The organism is Mesorhizobium sp. BHscii (genome assembly GCF_053848065.1).
The window spans coordinates 435,110-454,082 of record NZ_JBSPKW010000002.1 but is presented as its reverse complement, the minus strand read 5'-3'; the positions used below and the strand labels follow the sequence as shown (position 1 = coordinate 454,082).

The following is an 18,973-nucleotide window of genomic DNA, read 5'->3' as shown; positions in this document are numbered from 1 at the left end:
GCAAGATGATCGATGAAACAAGAGCTGTACGAAATTAGTGGTGACGGGTTTGAATTTGGCAGTTTGCACAGCACAGCCCAACGCCGCGGTAGACGGCCACGGTTCAGTGGATCGCCGCATTCTTTTTGCGTGGCGCGGGTCAGGTTGGCGACGCTCATGGCAACCGATGCCAACAGCGCAAAAGCCATGCTTGATGCCGATAGGCTCGGCACTGCAAGGGTGGTGATCTGCCCCTTAGAACCACCGCCGCTCAGGTTCGGAACTCTTTGCAATCACAATTCCCAAGACAACACCGAGCACGCCGCCAAGCATCATCGCCGAAGATATTGTGCCTGGATTCTGCTGGACAGTTTCAGTCACGGTGTGCGCCTGGCTACGCAATTGCCGGGCTGCGCGCGAGGCCCGTTCGGCGGCGCTGTCGTACCAGCCCTCTGCCTCCTCGGCGCGGTCGGAAAGGGTCCGATTTATTTTCGTGATCTCGCGGCGAAGTTCAGCGATCTGCTTCTTCATCGCCTCCTGGGCTTCGTTTGCCGCCTTTGAGGCGCCTGCGTTGTTAGGGGTTTCGGCCATTGGATCTCTCCCTTTGGTATCAGACAGGGGAACGGTCGCAGGCGCGCAGGGTTCCTTTTCTTGGAAAACAGCACCGTTGATTGCGTTCTCAAGCATTCCCCTGCACGCGCGTGTGGCGAGCGATGATCCTCTCCTCGTCAGTCGCGACGACGCGTATTTCGACCTTGCTGTCCGATCGGCTTATGATCTCGGCATGAGAGCCATTGGATGGCTCGTCGATCGCCACGCCAAGCCAATGAAGCCTTTCGCATATTGCCTTGCGGACCGGCGCTGAGCGCTCGCCGATGCCGGCGGTGAACACGAGGCATTCGAGGCCGCCCAACGTGTTGGCGAGTGCGGCAACTTCCCTTGCGGCCCGGAAAGCAAAAAGATCTATTGCTTCGCGGGCGTGGGGATCGTCGCTCGCTTGCAGCGTGCGCATGTCGCCCGAGATGCCGGATATTCCGAGCAGCCCGGATTCCTCATAGAGCATGTGCTGCAGAGCCTCCCCCGCGATACTTCTCTCCAGGATGAAGTACAAAAGCACCCCCGGATCGATAGCGCCGCAACGCGTGCCCATGACCAGGCCGTCGAGCGCGGAAAAGCTCATCGTCGTATCGACGCTTCTTCCGTCGCGCATGGCGCACAGGCTCGCTCCGTTGCCGAGATGGGCGACGATCGTCCGCTTCGCTGCAAGACCGGGCGCTATCTCCTTGAGCCGCCCGGCGATGTATTCGTAGGAAAGACCATGAAACCCGTAGCGGCGGATTCCGTCCTCATCAAATCTACGCGGCAGCGCGAAACGGCTCACGATCGGATCGATCGTCTGATGGAAGGCTGTGTCGAAACATCCGACCTGCGGCAGATCCGGCCGCAGCGCCGCAAGTGTGCGGATCGGCGCGAGACTGCGAGGCTGATGCAGCGGAGCAAGCGGCGTCAGCCTGTCCAACGCCTCGATCACGTGAGGCGTCAGGCGGACGGGTTCGACGAAGTCGCGCCCGCCATGCACGATGCGGTGTCCGGCGGAGACCAGTTTTCTGCCGCCAAGTTCGCTCTCGATCCAGTCGAGCAACGCGTCGATGCCCGCATTGCGCGCGTCTCCAGCAAGCGGCCGATCACACTGCACTGTTCCATCGGCCGCTTTCACGCTGAGCCTCGGCGCATTGCCCAGGTCCAGCGTACCACGCGAGACGAGTTGCAGTTCTGCCGACGGTTCAAGGTCATATAGTCCGAATTTGATACTGGAGGAGCCGGCGTTCAGTGCAAGAATTGCGTGTCGCATCAATCGGCAACCTTCGTCGCACTGTTATCAGGCCAGTTCCACTTCTGAATCTCGGGCATGTCTTCGCCGTACTCGCGGACATAAGCCTTGTGTTCCGCAAGCTTCCCGTGAAGTTCGGCGGCAAGATTTTTCGCCCGTTCGGCGAGACCTGGCACGCGTTCGATCGCGGCGAGCGCCAGGTGAAAACGGTCAAGTTCATTGAGTACGACCATGTCGAACGGCGTGGTGGTGGTGCCTTCCTCGCGAAAACCGTGCACGTGCATGTTGTCATGGTTGGCGCGTCGGTAGGTCAGCCGGTGGATGAGGTAGGGATAGCCGTGATAGGCGAAGATGACCGGCCTGGTTTTCGTGAACAGCGCGTCGAAATCCTCATCGATGAGGCCATGCGGATGCTTTGAATTCGACTGCAGCGTCATCAGGTCGACCACATTGACGACGCGAACCTTCAGGTCTGGAAGCGCCGAACGCAAAATGTCGGTGGCAGCGAGCGTCTCCAGTGTCGGCACGTCGCCGGCGCAGGCCATCACCACATCCGGATCCTCGCCCTTGGCAACCGTTCCGGCCCATTCCCAGATCCCCGCCCCCGCCCTGCAGTGGGTTTCTGCGTCTTCGACAGACAGCCATTGCGGCGCCGGCTGCTTGCCGGCGGTGATGACGTTGATGCGGTTGTAGGTTCTCAGGCAATGGTCGGTGATCCAGAGCAGCGTGTTGGCATCCGGCGGGAAATAGAGCCTGACGGTATCGGCCTTCTTGTTGGCGACAAAATCGGCAAAGCCCGGATCCTGGTGACTGAAGCCGTTGTGATCCTGCCGCCAGACATGAGAGGTCAGCAGGTAATTGAGTGAAGCGATCGGCTTGCGCCAGGCAAGCTCGCGGGATGTCTTCAGCCATTTCGCATGCTGGTTGACCATGGAATCGACGATGTGGATGAACGCCTCGTAACAGGAAAACAGGCCATGCCGGCCGGTCAGCAGATAGCCCTCCAGCCAACCCTGGCAGAGATGCTCGCTGAGCACTTCCATGACACGGCCGTCACGGGAGAGCTGGACGTCGTAGGGCTCGATCCGCTGCGTCCAGACCCGGTCCGTAACCTCGAAGACGTCGTCAAGGCGGTTCGAGGACGTCTCATCCGGCCCCATCAGCCGGAAATTTCTGGCCTCCGCATTCAGGCGTATGACGTCGCGGAGATAGCTTCCGAGAACCCGCGTCGCCTCGGCTGTGGCACCTCCCGGACGCGGCACGTCGACCGCCAGCCTTTTCCAATCGGGAAGCACGAGGTCGCGCTTCAGCAATCCGCCATTGGCATAGCGGGTTGCGCCCATGCGCTTTGACCCGGTTGGCGCAAGCGCCGCCAACTCTGGAAGCAGATGCCCGCTGTTGTCGAACAGCTTTTCCGGCTCGTAGCTCCGCATCCAGTTTTCGAGGATCTTGCGGTGCGCCTCGTTGCCGCGCGCGTTCGACACCGGAACTTGATGCGAGCGCCAGAAATCCTCGACCTTCTTGCCGTCGACCTCCTTCGGTCCGGTCCACCCCTTCGGGCTGCGCAGCACGATCATCGGCCACAGCGGACGCTCTCCCTGCCAGCCCGACGCTCGGGCGCGCTTCTGGATGGAGCGGATTCTGTCCAGCGCGGTGTCCAGCTTCGTGGCCATCAACCGATGCATGGGAATCGGCTCGTGTCCTTCGACGAAAAGTGGTTCGTAGCCATAGCCGGCGAACAGGCTCCGCAATTCCACGTCATCCATGCGGGCCAGGATCGTCGGGTTGGCGATCTTGTAGCCGTTGAGATGCAGGATCGGCAGCACGGCGCCGTCGGATGCCGGATTGAGGAACTTGTTGGAGTGCCATGCCGCCGCGAGCGGACCGGTCTCCGCTTCACCGTCGCCGACGACGCAGGCGACCACCAGATCAGGATTGTCGAAGGCCGCGCCGAAGGCATGGACCAGTGCATATCCCAGTTCTCCGCCTTCATGGATCGAGCCGGGCGTTTCCGGAGCAGCGTGGCTCGGCACTCCACCGGGGAAGGAGAATTGCCGGAAGAGTTTCCTCAGGCCGTCTTCGCCCTGGCCGACCTCAGGATAGATCTCGCTGTAGGTGCCCTCAAGCCACGTGTTCGCCACCATCGCCGGGCCGCCATGACCTGGGCCGCAGATAAACAGAACGTCGAGACCGCGTTCCCGGAGAACGCGGTTCAGGTGGACGTAGATGAAGTTGAGGCCAGGTGTCGTGCCCCAATGGCCGAGCAGCCGCGGCTTGACGTGCTCGGCTTTCAGGGGCTCGCGCAGCAGCGGATTGTCCATCAGATAGATCTGGCCAACGGAAATATAGTTCGCGGCCCGCCAATAACGGTCCATGAGATCGACCTGATAAAGGCCTGTTGTGGTCGCAGCTCTCTGAGCCTCGTCGTTCATGGAAAAGTCTCCAGATGCGTTCGCCCGTCGATATCTGGAGTGAGATCGCCTCGGAGAAAGGATTTTCACGGAAATAAGTTCGGCTGGAGCCGCCATCCGCGCCTGCCAATCGCTCTTTTGCAGGAACCTGGAAGCTCGCCAACGGTTAAGGAGACGAGCCGCCGAAATGAGATCAAGCGCTGCCGAGCAGAGTGCACGCCGATCGAGGGGTTGTCGCCGGGGAGCCGTTAGGCACGATTGGGGGGACAATCAGTGCGGAGGACCGCCAGCTCGAAAGAGGAGCAAAAGATGCTCGATCTTCCCGATGCACGCGACCGAATGGTCGAAGTCCAGCTCAGCCGCCGTGGCATCCATGACCGCGAGGTGCTGGAAGCGATGCGTGAGGTTCCACGCGAGGCTTTCGTCGCGCCCGGCTTTGAAGAATTCGCCTACGAGGATGGGCCGCTGCCGATCGCCGAAGGTCAGACGATATCGCAGCCCTACATCGTCGCCTTGATGATCGAGATGGCAGAGATCGGACCGGGCGACCATGTCCTGGAGGTTGGCACCGGCTCAGGGTACGCGGCTGCCGTGATGAGCCGGATCGTCGAACGCGTCTACACGATCGAACGCCACGCCGGGTTGGCCGAAACGGCGAGACAGCGGTTCGAAGAGCTTGGCTATGACAATATCGAAGTCCGCACCGGCGATGGCACCAAAGGCTGGCCCGACGCAGCGCCCTTCGATGCCATTCTGGTCGCCGCCGGCGGACCCGGTGCGCCGCTTGCCCTTCAGGAACAGCTCGACGTCGGCGGCAGGCTCGTCATCCCGGTCGGCGACGAACCGCATGATCAGCGCCTTCTCAAGGTCACCCGAACTGGCGCTGCAACTTACAGCGAGGAGGATTTCGGCGGCGTGCGGTTTGTCCCGCTCATCGGCGAGCAGGGCTGGCCCGAGAGCGGCAGCCGTACCGCGGATCGTCGGTCCGGACCCGCACGCACGCGCAGCCTGCCAGAGATGATCGCGGCAGCGGCCGAACCGCTACCGGATTTCGACGATCCGGCGTTCGGCGAATTGTTCGACCGGTTTGGCGACCGGCGCGTCGTCCTGCTTGGTGAAGCGAGCCACGGTACGTCGGAGTTCTACCGGGCTCGTGCGGCGATCACCCGCAGGCTTATCGAGAAGCACGGCTTCACCATCGTCGCGGTCGAAGCCGACTGGCCTGACGCAGCGGCGATTGACCGCCACGTCCGCCATCGGCCGTCGCGGGCTGACGCCGATCCGCCGTTCCAGCGGTTTCCCACCTGGATGTGGCGCAACACCGACGTTGCCGCGTTTGTCGACTGGATGCGACAACACAATGAGCGGATCAGGATATCGTCCCGGCTGGCGGGCTTCTATGGCCTCGACATCTACAATATGAGCGGATCGATCGGCGCGGTTCTGCAATATCTCGATCGGGTCGATCCGCAGGCAGCAAAGATCGCGCGTGAACGCTATGGCTGCCTGACGCCTTGGCAACACGAACCATCCACCTACGGCCGCGTCGCGCTCACATCGGGTTACGAGAAATGCGAGCAGGCCGTGCTTGAACAATGCCGCGAACTGCTTGCCAAGCAGCTCGACTATGCGCAGCAGGACGGCGTTGATTTTCTGGATGCCACCCAGAATGCCCGGCTGATCGCTTCCGCGGAACGCTACTATCGGATCATGTACTATGGCGGCGCGCAGTCCTGGAACCTGCGCGACACCCATATGTTCGAGACACTCGAGCATCTGCTGGAAGCCCGCGGGCCGAACGCCAAGGCGGTCGTGTGGGCGCATAACTCCCACATCGGAGATGCACGCTATACCGAAATGGGGATTGTCAGGGACGAAGTAAACATCGGCCAGCTCTGCCGCCAGCGTTTCGGCGACGAGGCGGCCTTGATCGGGCTCAGTACGCATTCCGGGACAGTGGCCGCGGCCTCCGACTGGGACAGCGAGATGGAAATCAAGCGGGTGCGGCCCTCGCATAGCGATAGCTACGAGCGGCTGTGCCATGATTGCGGCGTCTCGCGTTTCCTGCTCGACATCAAGCGCGACGACGATCTTCGCGATCGGCTTCTGGAGCGTCGGCTGGAGCGCTTCATCGGCGTGATTTATCGGCCGGAAACCGAACTGCGCAGCCATTACGCGGCTGCCTCTCTTTCCCGGCAGTTTGACGCCTTCGTCTGGTTTGACGAAACCGTCGCGGTGACGCCGCTTGGGCCGGAGCATATGGGACCGGGCGTTCCCGACACCTATCCGTTCGGGCTTTAGCCCCTCTCGACAACGCCGCATCAAGGTGAGTTTCGGCGGAACATTCATCGCGCCCTGCTGTTTTCTACAACAGGACCCTTTTCGAAGGAGTTGTGCCATGAGCGGAACCAAACATCCAAAGTGGAAAAAGCCGAGCGATGCCGATTTGAGGAACAATCCCGGTATCGGGACCTCCAAGGGCACGATCAAGGAAGGCGACGAACTCTCACTCGAAGGCGAAAACACGATCGAAGGCGATGTCGAGAACGACACCAACGCCCTTGGCGGGATCAATCCAAGGCAAAAGATGCGGACGAACAAGTAGCGTCGCTGCGTGTTACGAGGCAAGGGTCAGGGAGGAGCACATGCGCGCATTTATGATTGTCGCGGCGCGGAGGAGATGTGAAGCAAGCTTCGGAGAGTATCCCATGACCGATCCTGATCCTGATCCGAACAATCCCGTGCCGATACCGGATAATCCGAATCCTGAGCCTGCCCGGCCGCCTGCTCCGCCGGAAACTCCGCCGGATGAGCCTCCGGGCGTTCCTCCGCCTTCGCCCGATCCCGTTCCCAGCCCGCAAAGGCAGCCCGTCGAAATTCCTCCCGAGACACCATCCGAGATTCCGACGAAACCGACCTTCCCGGGTCCGACGGCCAGAGCATCGGACCCAAGAGTGGAAACCAGGCTGTAGAACGACGCCGTCGCCAGCCATCCAGGTTCTGGTCACTCCCCGATTTGGCTGGTCGAACGTTCGTTGAGCGTCCCGCCCGTTTGCGCATCGATCGCCGCCAGGCTGACCTCATAGCCCCACAGGGTGCGGATATGGCGGAGGGTGGCGTCGCGACTGGCCTCCTCCAGCATGATGCCGTTCTTCACCTTGTGCTCCAGCCGCAATTGTCGGTCACCGAGCAGATCAACATCCACCACTTGGATATCCGGCCGGCTCGCACCGATGTCGTAGCTCTGGGCGAGCCCGGCGCGTATCTTTTCGTAGCCACGCTCATTGTGGATCGACGCGACTTCGTAATGCGGTTCGCCAGCGGCATCGGCGAGGATAAAGAACCGCCATTTCCGCATCAGGGCGGGGCTCAGATACTGTCGGATGAATGATTCGTCGCGATGGTTCGCCCACGCGTCGAGCAGGGTTTCGCGCCAATTGCCGTTGCCGGCGATATCGGGGAACCAGTCACGATCCTCGGCGGTCGGCTCAGTCGATATGCGCTGAATGTCCTGCATCATGTCGAGGCCCAAAGCATAAGGATTGATGCCGGAAAAACGCGGATCGTCGAAGCCTGGCTGAAAGATCACGTTCGAATGGTTGCGCAGGATTTCCAGCATCGCGCCTTCATTGATCAGGCCGCGATCGAACAGCATGTTCATGAGTGTGTAGTGCACGAAAGTGGCGCAGCCTTCGTTCATTACCTGCGTTTGCCGCTGCGGATAGAAGTATTGCGCGACGACGCGGACTATCCTGATGATTTCACGCTGCCAAGGCTCCAGGACCAGGCTGTTTTTTTCCAGGAAGTAGAGCAGGTTCTCCTCGGGCAGGTTGAGCGTTTTCTTCCGCTCTGCGATGCCGGTGTCCGTTTCGTTGGCCTTGGTCCCGTCCTTCGACGGCGGGAGCGTGCGCCACAGATCGTTGTAGGAACGCTCTTCGTACTCCAGGCGCTCACGAACGCCTTCTCGCTGCCGCTCCGACGAGAGCTTCGGCGGTCGGCGGTATCTGAACACGCCCTGTTCCATCAGCGCGTGGGCAGCATCGAGGATGGCCTCCACCGCGGCGACGCCGTGCCGCTCCTCGCAACGGGCAATGTAACCCTTGGCGAAGTCCAGATAGCCCAGGATAGCGCTGGCATCCGTCCATTGCCGGAACAGATGATTGTTCTTGAAAAAATGATTGTGGCCAAGCGCTGCATGAGCTGTCACCAGGGCCTGCAGGGCCATGGTGTTTTCCTCCATCAGGTAGACGATGCAAGGATTGGAATTGATCACCAGTTCATAGGCGAGCCCCCGCCCGCCTTTGCGATAGAGCAATTCCTGGTAGAGAAAATGCTTGCCGAAGGACCAGTGGCGATACATCAGCGGCATGCCGACCGAGGAATAGGCGTCGAGCATCTGCTGGGACGAGATGATCTCCATCTGCACCGGATAGACGTCGAGGTGAAGCTCTTCGATCGCGAGCGCCTCGATCGCCTGGTAGGCGCGCGACAGTGTCTTGAAATCCCAGTCAGACCCTGAAAAGAGCAATCCTGATTTGCTGGTTTGGCCTGATTTGCTGGTTTGGCCTGATTTGCTGGTTTGGCCGGATTTGCCGGTCTGGTTCGCCATCGGCTCCCCTCAAGCGCTTTTCTGGAAGACCGGCTGCCTGGCAAAGAGCTGGCGAAAGACCGGATAGATGTCGGATGCGTTGGCGATACGGCTCATCTGGAAATTCGGCCATCTCTGGTTGACAGCGCTGTAGGCGCGCCACAGCGAGGTTCCATTGTCGGTGCTGCCGAAAATATGGCTCTCACGCTCGTCGATGATCTCGACATAGGCGAAATACTGGCACAGGCGCATGATCTGGCCGTCCATCAGGCCGATGCAGCGCTCGGAATCGGTTACGAAATTGTCGCCGTCCGATGCCTGGGCGGCATAGATGTTCCACTCGTTGCTGGGATAGCGTTGCTCGATAATGCGGCGCATCTCCTCGAGTGCCGTGGAAACGACCGTACCGCCGCTTTGCGTATTGTAGAAGAAGGTTTCCTCGTCCACCTCCTGCGCCTCGTGCGTATGGCGGATAAAGACGATTTCGGTGCGGTCGTAGCGCCGTTTCAGGAACAGGTGCAGCAGCACGAAGAAGCGCTTGGCCAGATCCTTCTCGCGTTCGCCCATCGAGCCGGATACGTCCATGAGACAGAACATGACCGCATTGGCATTCGGCACGGGCTGGGCGTCAAAACGGTTGAAGCGGATGTCGACGGGATCGACATAGGCGATCCGCTTACGGCGGCGCTCAAGTCGCTCAAGCTCTTCCCGCAACGCTGCGATGCGTTGGCGTACCGGCCCCGCGCTCTGGGGCTCTGCCTCCAGGATTGCGAGTTGCTCCGCAATCGCATCAAGCTCCTCCTGCTTCGGGCGCCTGAGCGCAATCCGGCGACCATGGCTGTTTCGCATCGTGCGCCCGACATTGATGTTGGTCGGCGAACCGGTCGCGGCGAACCCTGCGCGGCGCGGCTTGAAGGCAAGTATCTCCTTGAGGTTGAGCTTGACCATGTCGGGAAGTTCGAGATCCTCGAAGAAGAGATCGAGCACCTCCTCGCGCGAGAGCACGAAACGAAAATCGTCCTCCGAGACCGTTTTCCCGGGAGACGAACCGCCGCCGCCCTGACCGGGCTTGGGAACCCGGTCGCCCGGGGCGAAATGCTTATTGCCCGGCAGGATGTGCTGCCGCTTGCCGCTGTCTTTCGCATCGCTGAAGCTCGGCTCGGCTGTGCCCCTCGCCGGCATCGAGACGGCATGCTCGCTGTCGACATCAGCGATCTTGCCGGTACGAATCCGATCCCGGATGCTTCGCTTCAGCTCTTCGCGCGCACGCTTCAGGAAGCGCTGGCGGTTGCCGAGGCTCTTGTCCTTCGGGTTCAGTCGGCGATCGACAAAGATCGGCATGGAACCATCCCGGCCGGACTCAGCCCGCCTTGTTCACCCGCATGTACCAGTCCACCAGCCGGCGGACCTGACGTTCGGTGTAACCGCGTCCGACCATCCGATGCACGAACTCGGTATGCCGTTTCTCCGTTACGCTGTCCTGCTTGGAGCCGAAGCTGATCACCGGAAGCAGATCCTCGACTTGGCCGAACATCCGCTTCTCGATGACTTCGCGCAGCTTTTCATAGCTTGTCCATGAGGGGTTGCGGCCATTGTTCCTCGCCCGGGCGCGCAACGCGAACTTCACGACCTCATTGCGGAAGTCCTTGGGATTGGCAATGCCGGCCGGCTTTTCGACTTGCGACAGTTCGTTGTCCAGTACCTCGCGATTGAGGATCTGGCCTGTATCGGGGTCTTTGTAGTCCTGATCCTCGATCCAGGCATCGGCGTAGGCGATGTAGCGGTCGAACAGGTTCTGGCCGTATTCGCTGTAGGACTCCAGATAGGCCTTCTGAATCTCATGGCCGATGAACTCGGCATAACGCGTCGCCAGTTCCGACTTTATGAAGTCGAGATAGGCGGCCTCCGTTTCCTTCGGGAACTGCTCGCGCTTGATAGCCTCCTCCAGAATGTACATCAGATGCACAGGATCGGCGGCCACTTCCTTGGTGTCGTAGTTGAATGTCTGCGACAGGATCTTGAAAGCAAAGCGCGTGCTGACGCCGGTCATGCCCTCGTCGACACCGGCGGCATCGCGGTATTCCTGAACCGACTTCGCCTTGGGATCTATGTCCTTGAGGTTCTCGCCGTCATAAACGCGCATCTTCGTGTAAAGCGGCGAATTGTCGTGCTCGGCCAGACGGGTCGAGACGGTGAACCGGCTGAGAATGTCCAGCACCTCCGGTGCACAGGGACTGGAAGCCAACTCGCTTTCGCGCAGCAGCTTTTCGTAGATCTGCCTTTCTTCGGTGACCTGCAGGCAGTACGGCACCTTGACCACCAGGATGCGGTCGAGGAACGCCTCGTTGTTCTTGTTGTTCTTGAACTGCAGCCATTCCGACTCGTTGGAATGGGCTACGACGATGCCCTGATAAGGAAAAGATCCGAAGTTCTCCGTACCGTTGTAGCTGCCTTCCTGGGTAGCGGTCAGCAACGGATGGAGGACTTTGATCGGCGCCTTGAACATCTCGACGAACTCAAGCAACCCTTGCGTGGTCCGGTTCAGGCCGCCGCTGTAGGAATAGGCGTCCGGATCGGATTGGCTGAAATTCTCGAGTTGTCGTATATCGACCTTGCCGACCAGGGCCGAAACGTCCTGGTTGTTCTCATCGCCCGGCTCGGTCTTGGCGATGCCGATCTGGCGCAGCCGCGAAGGCATCAGCTTCACGACGCTGAACTTGGAGATGTCGCCGGACAGTTCATCGAGGCGCTTGGCCGCCCACGGCGAGATCAGGCCGTTCAGCCGGCGCCGCGCGATGCCGTATTTGTCCTCCAAAAGGTCGCCCATGCGGTCAGGATTGAAAAGCCCGAGCGGCGATTCGAAAACCGGGCTGATCTGGCCGCCCACCTTCAGCGTATAGATCGGACGCTGCTCCATCAGCTTCTTCAGCCGTTCGGCGAGCGAGGACTTACCGCCGCCGACAGGGCCAAGCAGATAGAGGATCTGCTTGCGTTCCTCGAGCCCTTGAGAGGCATAGCGGAAATAGCCGGCTATGCGCTCGATCGTGTCCTCCATACCATAAAACTCGGAGAAGGTGGGATAGACCTTGATTGTCCTGTTGGCGAAAATGCGGCCGAGCCGCTCATCCATGCTGGTGTCGATCAGGGTAGGCTCGCCGATCGCCTCGACCATCCGTTCGGGCGCCGAGGCATACATCGATTTATCCTCGCGGCAGGCAAGGAGATATTGCTGGATGCTTATCTCCTCCTGCGCCGCATTCGTGTAAATCTCCGAAAACAGATCGAAGACGTCGGACTGGTTCTCGCGCATGGTATCCTCGCCCCGGCCGGTCTGGTTGCTCTCGCCCTTCATTCAACTATCGGAAAGCCTTTGTGGTTCCCTATCATCACGTAGTGCGTCTGCGACCGGATGTTAGGGGTCGAGACAGATATAGTGAACGCCTGAAAGCCAGCCAGCGAATGGCTCGCACAATGGAACGTTTCCGAGGGATATCCATTCTTCCATCAGCGCGTGCCGAGTGCAACAGCCCGTCGCGAACAAGCTGTTTTCTGGAGGAATGAACCAGGCCGCCTGCGCTCAGCAGTTGAGTTGGCGGCGCACAGGTCATTCGGTGAAGAGATCTACACTGCACTGTCCACCCCTGGACCGGACGGGAGCAACGGTTTCGCTCCTTCTGGCAACGAGGGAAGGAGATGTTCCATGTTCGAGAACAGTATGTGGTTGATCGTCGTTGCTGGCGGCCCGCTACTGCTAGCAATCGTGATCGCTTACGCACTCCTCACGTGGCGCCGTCGGGGGCCTGCAGAGCGCAGAGAAAGCGATCGGGCCACTGAGCGACTGTATCGCGAGGAAAAGGACCGGCCGGGCCGAGGCAGCTGAGAACCGTATCGAGAGCTCAGACTTTTGTCTTGCTGCTGCTAAACTCCAACACTTTCGGGCCAAAGCGCCTGGATCTGCTTCGGCAACGCGTCTCTCACCTTGACCAACTGGCCGAAGTCGACATGCCTGGCGAGAACTTTGAACACGGATCTCGTTGCATCCTCGGGATTCACGGGTCGAGTGGATTTCATCTCCTCGGCCACCCGCTGCAGGAAGTCCTACAATGAACGGCTGCTGGTCGGCAGATCACGCGGCCGATACCGATCATAGTAGGCTCCACGCACGAGAAGCGGCAGCCCCGCCCCCAATTGGCAGCCAGTTCGATCTGCAGCAAATCCCGCAAGGTGCGTCAAACAGCTCCCAGCATATGCCAGGCAACGCGCCTATCGTAATCGGCCATGATCTCGTCCAGCCAGATGTTTGTCGTCTGCAGGTTTTTGTCAAAAACTTCCAAGCCGGTTGCGCTCATCGTCGCCTGCTTTGGCATGGACAACCCCAAGGCTCGCCCCCAACATTCGCCCTAACGCTAACTATGACGGGCAAACGAGGATCGAGCGCAATTGTTTCGTCACTCGTTGAAAAATTGCCCAAATAGCAACGGCGAATGCAGCTAGTTCGAAAGCTCAGTTGCCCGGAACCTTCCGCCCCTCTCGCCGGTTTACGGCGGAGGGGTTGGAAATGGGTCAATATTTCAGCCTGTCCGCTGCGTCATTATCGCTGGCGAGCGGCTTTGTCGGCGCCCGGTCGGTACTTGAGCCCGCGGGAGCGGAAGCGCAGCAGATAGCCATACTGTTTTGGATAATGCTAAGTGGTGGCGCCGTCATCTGGCTGGGCGTGGTCGGCGTGCTTCTTCATTCAGCCCTATTCAACCGCCGCAGGCTGGCCGAAAAGTCTGCCAGCAGGATCATCCTTTGGGGCGGCGTGGTCTTCCCGTCGGTCACGCTTTGTGTCCTACTCGCCTATGCACTGTGGCTGATGCCTGGCCTTCGGCCCTTCGCCCAGGCGGGCGCCGCCGGCCTGCGGATTGAAATCACCGGCAGGCAGTTCTGGTGGGAAGTTGTCTACCGCCCAGCTCAGGGACCGCCGGTCGCGTCCGCCAACGAGGTCAGGCTGCCGGTCGGCGAGCGCGTCGAATTCACCCTGAAAAGCGCCGATGTGATCCATTCCTTCTGGATCCCACCGCTCGGCGGCAAGATGGACATGATCCCCGGTCGCACCAACAGGCTTTCGCTTATGGCTACGAAACCCGGCATCTTCCGCGGGCCCTGTGCGGAATATTGCGGCACGTCTCACGCGCTGATGGCGTTCTCGGCCGTGGCGATGGAGCCCGAAGCATTCCGGTCCTGGCTCGCCGCCCAGGCAACTCCCGCGGAAGGCGCCGGCGCGAGCGGCGGCGCGCTGTTTCTGCGCCATGGCTGCGGGTCCTGCCATTTCGTCGCGGGCACGGATGCGCGCGGCCTGATCGGCCCGGATCTTTCGCATCTCGGTTCCCGCGCCACCGTCGGAGCCGGCATCCTGCCCAACACAGAAGACGCCGTCGCCCGCTTCATCGCCCGGTCCGAACTAATCAAGCCCGGCTCCAGGATGCCGGCCTTCGACATGTTGCCGCCGGACGACATTCGCGCCATCGCCGCCTGGCTGAGAGGCCTGCAATGAGCGCTGCGATCAAGAAGCGCTCGCCGGAGGAATACAAGGCGCAGGAGGAGCGGCTGCGCGCCGTCTGGGCCAATCCGGCCGGCTGGCGCTACTGGACCTCGGTGAACAATTTCCAGATCGGCCTCTGGTACGGCTCGGCGGCTTTCGCCTTCATGCTGTTCGCCGGCGCGCTCGCGCTGCTGATGCGCCTGCAGCTCGCCGTGCCCGACAACGACTTCCTGTCGGCCGACTTTTTCAACCAGGCTTTCACCCTGCACGGTACGGTGATGATGTTCCTGTTCGCGGTGCCGATCTTCGAGGCAGTCGCGATCTTCCTCCTACCGCCGATGCTGGGCGCGCGCGAGATGCCGTTTCCGCGCCTGGGGGCGTTCAGTTTTTGGAGCTTTGTCCTCGGCGGTATCTTCGTCTGCGGCTCCATCTTCTTCAACGCGGCGCCGTCGGCAGGCTGGTTCATGTATCCGCCGCTCGCCACCGACAAGGAGTTCTCCGGCATCGGCGCCGACATCTGGCTGCTCGGCCTTTCCTTCATCGAAGTCGCCTCGATCGCGGCTGCCGTCGAGCTCATCGTCGGCATCATGAAATGCCGCGCGCCGGGCATGCGCATCAACCTGATGCCGCTCTTCGCCTGGTACCTGTTGATCGTTGCTGGAATGATCCTGTTCGCCTTCCCGCCGCTGATCGCCGGCGACCTCCTGTTCGAGATGGAACGGATGTTCGATTGGCCGTTCTTTGACGCAGCGCGCGGCGGCGACCCGCTGCTGTGGCAGCATCTGTTCTGGATATTCGGCCATCCGGAAGTCTACATTATCTTCCTGCCGGCTATCGCGCTGATGGCGATGATCGTGCCGACTTTTTCCCAGCGTCCAATCGTCGGTTATTCCTGGATCGTGCTCGCGGCAGTGGGAACGGGATTCCTTTCTTTCGGCCTGTGGGTACACCACATGTTTGCGACAGGCCTGCCGCAGATCTCGCTGGCCTTCTTCTCGGCGGCCTCCGAGGCGGTGGCGATCCCGACGGGCGTGCAGATCTTCGTCTTTATCGCCACCATGCTGGCCGGCCGGATGATCTTCTCGACCCCGATGCTGTTCGGCACCGGAGGACTTGCCATCTTCGTCATTGGCGGACTGACGGGCGTGATGGTGGCGCTCGCACCCTTCGACTGGCAGGCGCACGACACGTACTTTGTCGTCGCGCACCTCCATTATGTGCTGATCGGCGGCATGCTTTTCCCGGTTGTGGCCGGGCTCTACTACTATTACCCGCTGATCGACGCGAAGAAGCTCTCCGACCGTCTGGGACGGCTCGCCTTCTGGCTGATGTTCTGCGGCTTCAACATCGGCTTCTTCCCCATGCATCTAAGCGGCCTGCGCGGCATGCCCCGGCGCGTCTTCACCTATCCGGCCGAAATCGGCTGGGATTGGCTGAACCTGATCTCGACGGCCGGAGCCTTCATTTTCGCCGCGGGCGTGCTGGTGGTTGTCTTCGACGTGCTCAGGCCGAAGCACCGGGAGCCGCGCGACGAACTCAACCCGTGGAATGCTGGCACGCTGGAATGGATTTCCGAGCCGGAGGAGGACTGGGGCGTCCGCTCGATACCCATCGTGCGCAGCCGCTATCCCCTCTGGGACCAGAAGGATCTTGCGCGCGAGGTCAATGATGGCCGCTGTTACCTGCCCGACGCGGAAGAGGGACGGCGCGAGGGACTGGTCACCTCCGTGCTCGACGCCGACCCCATCCAGGTGCTGCGCGTCGGCGGCAGTTCCCATGTGACCATCGTCTCGGCCCTTTCGCTCGGAGCCGCCTTCATCGCGCTTACCTTCCACTGGTGGATTGCGACGGCGCTGGCCGCAATCACCTGCTTTTGCGCCGTCATCTACTGGCTCTGGACGGGCACTGGCGAAATCCCCGAGAAGCCGGAAAAGGAAGTCGGCCTGGGCCTCAGCTTGCCGCTTTATGCCTCCGGCCCCAATTCTGTCGGCTGGTGGGCGATGTTCATCACCATGGTGGGCGACGGCACGGCCTTCGCCAGCCTCGTCTTCGGCTATTTCTTTTACTGGACGATCCATGCCGACTTCACCGCGGGGATTGCCGGGCCTGATGCGATCTGGTCGCTGCTGGCTGCCGTCCTGTTCGCTGCAGCGTGGGGCCTGATGGTGGCGGCCCGCATGTTCAACAGGCGCGGCGCCACGGCCACTGTGCGCGGCTTGCTGGTAGCGTCCCTGCTGACCACCGTTGCCGCGTCCGCCGCAGGCTTGGCCGCGCCGTGGTCTCCCGGCATGGACCCGACGCGCCACGTCTATCCTGCAATCGTGTGGATCCTCGTGATCTGGGTGCTCGCTCATGCCGCGCTCGGCACGGTAATGCAGGCCTATTGCCTGGCCCGCTCTTTGGCCGGCCGACTGACGCCGAAGCATGACATGGATCTAAGCAACGTGGTGCTCTACTGGCATTTTCTGCTGGTCACCGCCGTCATCACCTTCGCCATCATTGGCCTCTTTCCGGCAGCGATGTGAGGCGGCGATGCGGCTCATCCCGAAACAGATTGAAACGCTCTGGACGCTGTTTACCGCGCCCGTGGTGTGGGCTACGCATTTCCTCGTTTGCTACATCGGCGCGGCGGTCTATTGCGCTAAGCCCGAACTTATCGGGCTGAGTTTCAGCGCTGTCCGCGCGGGCATCGCCGCCGCCACTCTGATCGCCCTCTCGCTCATCGCGCTATCCGCATGGCTCGCCTGGCGGCAATGGGGCTTCGGCACAGACGATCCGCCGCACGACGATCCGACGAGACGCGACCGGACCCTGTTCCAGGGCTTTGCGACGCTGCTGCTCTCGGGTCTCAGCTTCATCGCCGTGATCTTCACCGCGATGCCCGCATTGTTCCTGACGGGGTGTATCCGGTGAGACGCGCCTGCCTCATCCTCGGTCTCCTCGTCCTCGCCCTGGTCTGGGTCGGACCGCTGCTCGATGCCTGGCGGGATTCGTTTTCGGCGCACATGCTGGCGCATATGGGAGTGGTAGCGATCGCTGCGCCGCTGATGGCGATTGGGATCCCGCTCCGCCCGAAACCAGATGCAAACCGGGCGTTCACCCTCGCCCTCCCCGCCTCCCTCGTCGAGCTTATCATTGTCTGGTCCTGGCACGCGCCGGCCTTGCGGACGCTGGCGCAAAGCTCGCTGTTTGCGACCGCCATCGAGCAGGCCACGTTCCTCGCCGCCGGGCTGTTCCTGTGGCTGACCTGCCTGCCGCGCCGCGGTTCGGACATCACAGGCAATGCCGCCGGCGCCTTCGCCTTGCTTCTGACGTCCATCCATATGACCTTGCTCGGGGCGCTGCTGGCGCTGACCCCGAGGCCGCTTTACGGGACGGGCGAGATAAGCTGCTTCGGCGTCGCGCTTTCCGCGCAGCAGGATCAGGAACTTGGCGGCGTAATCATGCTTTTGGTCGGCGCAGCGGTCTATCTGGCCGGCGGCGTGACGCTTTTCGCGCGCTTGCTCGCCGCCCCGCCGCGGAAGGCGGTCTGATGCATATCAGTTGGAAGAAGCTCGCCATCGCGCTTGCCATTCTGCCCTTCGTCGTGGTGCTGGCCGCCTGGATCGGCTTTTTCAATGTCGGTGCCTCAAGCGGCCACTGGAAGATCACGGAATGGTTTCTCCAATTCGCCATGCGATCGGCTGTGCGCACCTATGCGCTGGCGGTCGACGTTCCAGAAGCTCTGCCGCGTCATGCGATCCAGCCGGCCGCCGGACATTTCGCGCGCGGCTGCGCCATCTGTCACGGTGCGCCGGGCGAGCCGCGATCTCCTGTCGTCATGAGAATGCTGCCGCAGCCGCCTGACCTTGCGGGGGCCGTCGGCGAATGGTCCGACGCGGAACTTTTTCGCATCGTCAAACACGGCGTGCGCTTCACCGGCATGCCGGCCTGGCCGACGCAGGAACGCGACGACGAGGTCTGGGCGATGGTAGCCTTCCTGCGCGAACTGCCGTCGATGGACGAAGCCACCTACCGTGACCTCGCCTATGGAGCAAGGCTTGCGCCTCCTGAAGGCGCTGCCGCAACCCTACGGCAGGCGCTCGCGGATTGCGGCCGCTGCCACGGTGGGGACGGTCTCGGGCGCGGTCCTGCGATCCCCGTTCTCGCCGGGCAGAGCGAGGCCTATCTCCTAGAAAGCCTGCGTGCCTATGCCGAGGAAGGTCGGGCAAGCGGCTTGATGAGCCTGCCCGCCATTGCGGCAGGGCCTCAATCCTGGCCGGATCTGGCCAAGCATTTCGCCGCCCTGCCGACGAGGCACCCCGGGGGCGAGGGCGATCCAGCACTTGTCCGGCGCGGCAGGGAAATCGCCGAGAGGGGTATCAAGGAGGCCGGCGTGCCAGCCTGTCTCGGCTGTCACGGACGACAGGACCGCAGCCCGCTCTATCCCTCCATCGCCGGCCAGCCCGAGCGCTATATCGAGGCACAGCTTGGGCTGTTCACGGCGGGAAAGCGGGGTGGAACGCGCTTCGGCCATCTCATGGCCAATGCCGCGAAGGGTCTCACGGACGACGACGTCCGCGCGCTTGCGGCCTCCTTCGCCCTATCCGCCGCTCCATCCGCAACCGGAACGCGATAAGCGCGTTTGCGTTCTTTCACAT

General features: G+C 61.5%; 13 protein-coding genes and 1 pseudogene. 7 read left to right on the top strand and 7 right to left on the bottom strand.

Annotation, left to right across the window (positions count from 1 at the left end; all coding sequences use genetic code 11):
- Positions 1 to 234 precede the first annotated feature (234 nt).
- Genes ACWTU7_RS04945 through ACWTU7_RS04935 form a run of 3 tightly spaced genes read right to left on the bottom strand, consistent with a single transcriptional unit; the run spans position 235 to position 4,242 of the window.
- Positions 235 to 666 carry a hypothetical protein gene (locus tag ACWTU7_RS04945; protein WP_455837680.1) on the bottom strand — a complete coding sequence of 144 codons (432 nt, stop codon included), beginning with the start codon at positions 664 to 666 and terminating at the stop codon, positions 235 to 237.
- Positions 659 to 1,831 (bottom strand): acetate/propionate family kinase, encoded by a 1,173-nt coding sequence (locus ACWTU7_RS04940; protein WP_455837681.1) that lies wholly within the window; start codon positions 1,829 to 1,831, stop codon positions 659 to 661. The genes ACWTU7_RS04945 and ACWTU7_RS04940 overlap by 8 nt, the downstream gene beginning before the upstream one ends.
- Positions 1,831 to 4,242, bottom strand: a complete 2,412-nt coding sequence (locus tag ACWTU7_RS04935; protein ID WP_455837682.1) for a phosphoketolase family protein — start codon at positions 4,240 to 4,242, stop codon at positions 1,831 to 1,833. The genes ACWTU7_RS04940 and ACWTU7_RS04935 overlap by 1 nt, the downstream gene beginning before the upstream one ends.
- A 288-nt stretch (positions 4,243 to 4,530) precedes the next feature.
- Here ACWTU7_RS04935 and ACWTU7_RS04930 point away from each other — a divergent pair, with 288 nt between their 5' ends.
- Positions 4,531 to 6,522 carry a protein-L-isoaspartate(D-aspartate) O-methyltransferase gene (locus ACWTU7_RS04930; protein ID WP_455837683.1) on the top strand — a complete coding sequence of 664 codons (1,992 nt, stop codon included), beginning with the start codon at positions 4,531 to 4,533 and terminating at the stop codon, positions 6,520 to 6,522.
- Between the two features lie 97 nt (positions 6,523 to 6,619).
- Positions 6,620 to 6,826, top strand: a complete 207-nt coding sequence (locus ACWTU7_RS04925) for a hypothetical protein (RefSeq protein WP_455837684.1) — start codon at positions 6,620 to 6,622, stop codon at positions 6,824 to 6,826.
- A gap of 399 nt (positions 6,827 to 7,225) precedes the next feature.
- Here the strand turns inward: ACWTU7_RS04925 and ACWTU7_RS04920 are convergent, their stop codons facing one another.
- The 4 genes and pseudogenes from ACWTU7_RS04920 to ACWTU7_RS04905 all read right to left on the bottom strand — a co-directional run bounded on the left by ACWTU7_RS04920 (position 7,226) and on the right by ACWTU7_RS04905 (position 13,158).
- Positions 7,226 to 8,830, bottom strand: coding sequence for a SpoVR family protein (locus tag ACWTU7_RS04920; RefSeq protein ID WP_455837685.1), 1,605 nt, complete (start codon positions 8,828 to 8,830; stop codon positions 7,226 to 7,228).
- Between the two features lie 9 nt (positions 8,831 to 8,839).
- Positions 8,840 to 10,150: a YeaH/YhbH family protein gene (locus ACWTU7_RS04915; RefSeq protein ID WP_029350513.1), complete on the bottom strand. Its 1,311-nt coding sequence runs from the start codon at positions 10,148 to 10,150 to the stop codon at positions 8,840 to 8,842.
- A gap of 19 nt (positions 10,151 to 10,169) precedes the next feature.
- The gene (locus ACWTU7_RS04910; protein WP_029350511.1) at positions 10,170 to 12,119 is read right to left on the bottom strand and encodes a PrkA family serine protein kinase; all 1,950 of its coding nucleotides are present in this window, start codon (positions 12,117 to 12,119) and stop codon (positions 10,170 to 10,172) included.
- Positions 12,120 to 12,727: 608 nt separating this feature from the next.
- Positions 12,728 to 13,158: pseudogene (locus tag ACWTU7_RS04905) on the bottom strand (DUF2267 domain-containing protein).
- Between the two features lie 209 nt (positions 13,159 to 13,367).
- On the opposite strand from ACWTU7_RS04905, the gene coxB reads away from it, so the two are divergent.
- Genes coxB through ACWTU7_RS04880 form a run of 5 tightly spaced genes read left to right on the top strand, consistent with a single transcriptional unit; the run spans position 13,368 to position 18,951 of the window.
- Positions 13,368 to 14,345, top strand: coding sequence for a cytochrome c oxidase subunit II (gene coxB, locus ACWTU7_RS04900; protein ID WP_455837686.1), 978 nt, complete (start codon positions 13,368 to 13,370; stop codon positions 14,343 to 14,345).
- Positions 14,342 to 16,858 (top strand): cytochrome c oxidase subunit I, encoded by a 2,517-nt coding sequence (gene ctaD, locus ACWTU7_RS04895; RefSeq protein ID WP_455837687.1) that lies wholly within the window; start codon positions 14,342 to 14,344, stop codon positions 16,856 to 16,858. Before coxB ends, ctaD begins: the two co-directional genes overlap by 4 nt.
- A 7-nt stretch (positions 16,859 to 16,865) precedes the next feature.
- Positions 16,866 to 17,246, top strand: a complete 381-nt coding sequence (locus ACWTU7_RS04890; protein WP_455837688.1) for a hypothetical protein — start codon at positions 16,866 to 16,868, stop codon at positions 17,244 to 17,246.
- A complete protein-coding gene (locus ACWTU7_RS04885) occupies positions 17,243 to 17,866 on the top strand; it encodes a cytochrome c oxidase assembly protein (RefSeq protein ID WP_287112566.1) in 624 nt (207 codons plus the stop codon). Before ACWTU7_RS04890 ends, ACWTU7_RS04885 begins: the two co-directional genes overlap by 4 nt.
- Positions 17,866 to 18,951 carry a c-type cytochrome gene (locus ACWTU7_RS04880; RefSeq protein WP_455837689.1) on the top strand — a complete coding sequence of 362 codons (1,086 nt, stop codon included), beginning with the start codon at positions 17,866 to 17,868 and terminating at the stop codon, positions 18,949 to 18,951. Before ACWTU7_RS04885 ends, ACWTU7_RS04880 begins: the two co-directional genes overlap by 1 nt.
- Positions 18,952 to 18,973 lie beyond the last annotated feature (22 nt).

Bases quoted from the DNA above. Each gene is read 5' to 3' on its own strand.
- ACWTU7_RS04945 (WP_455837680.1), bottom strand. From the start codon at position 666: ATGCTTGAGAACGCAATCAACGGTGCTGTTTTCCAAGAAAAGGAACCC.
- ACWTU7_RS04940 (WP_455837681.1), bottom strand. From the start codon at position 1,831: ATGCGACACGCAATTCTTGCACTGAACGCCGGCTCCTCCAGTATCAAA.
- ACWTU7_RS04935 (WP_455837682.1), bottom strand. From the start codon at position 4,242: ATGAACGACGAGGCTCAGAGAGCTGCGACCACAACAGGCCTTTATCAG.
- ACWTU7_RS04930 (WP_455837683.1), top strand. From the start codon at position 4,531: ATGCTCGATCTTCCCGATGCACGCGACCGAATGGTCGAAGTCCAGCTC.
- ACWTU7_RS04925 (WP_455837684.1), top strand. From the start codon at position 6,620: ATGAGCGGAACCAAACATCCAAAGTGGAAAAAGCCGAGCGATGCCGAT.
- ACWTU7_RS04920 (WP_455837685.1), bottom strand. From the start codon at position 8,830: ATGGCGAACCAGACCGGCAAATCCGGCCAAACCAGCAAATCAGGCCAA.
- ACWTU7_RS04915 (WP_029350513.1), bottom strand. From the start codon at position 10,150: ATGCCGATCTTTGTCGATCGCCGACTGAACCCGAAGGACAAGAGCCTC.
- ACWTU7_RS04910 (WP_029350511.1), bottom strand. From the start codon at position 12,119: ATGCGCGAGAACCAGTCCGACGTCTTCGATCTGTTTTCGGAGATTTAC.
- coxB (WP_455837686.1), top strand. From the start codon at position 13,368: ATGGGTCAATATTTCAGCCTGTCCGCTGCGTCATTATCGCTGGCGAGC.
- ctaD (WP_455837687.1), top strand. From the start codon at position 14,342: ATGAGCGCTGCGATCAAGAAGCGCTCGCCGGAGGAATACAAGGCGCAG.
- ACWTU7_RS04890 (WP_455837688.1), top strand. From the start codon at position 16,866: ATGCGGCTCATCCCGAAACAGATTGAAACGCTCTGGACGCTGTTTACC.
- ACWTU7_RS04880 (WP_455837689.1), top strand. From the start codon at position 17,866: ATGCATATCAGTTGGAAGAAGCTCGCCATCGCGCTTGCCATTCTGCCC.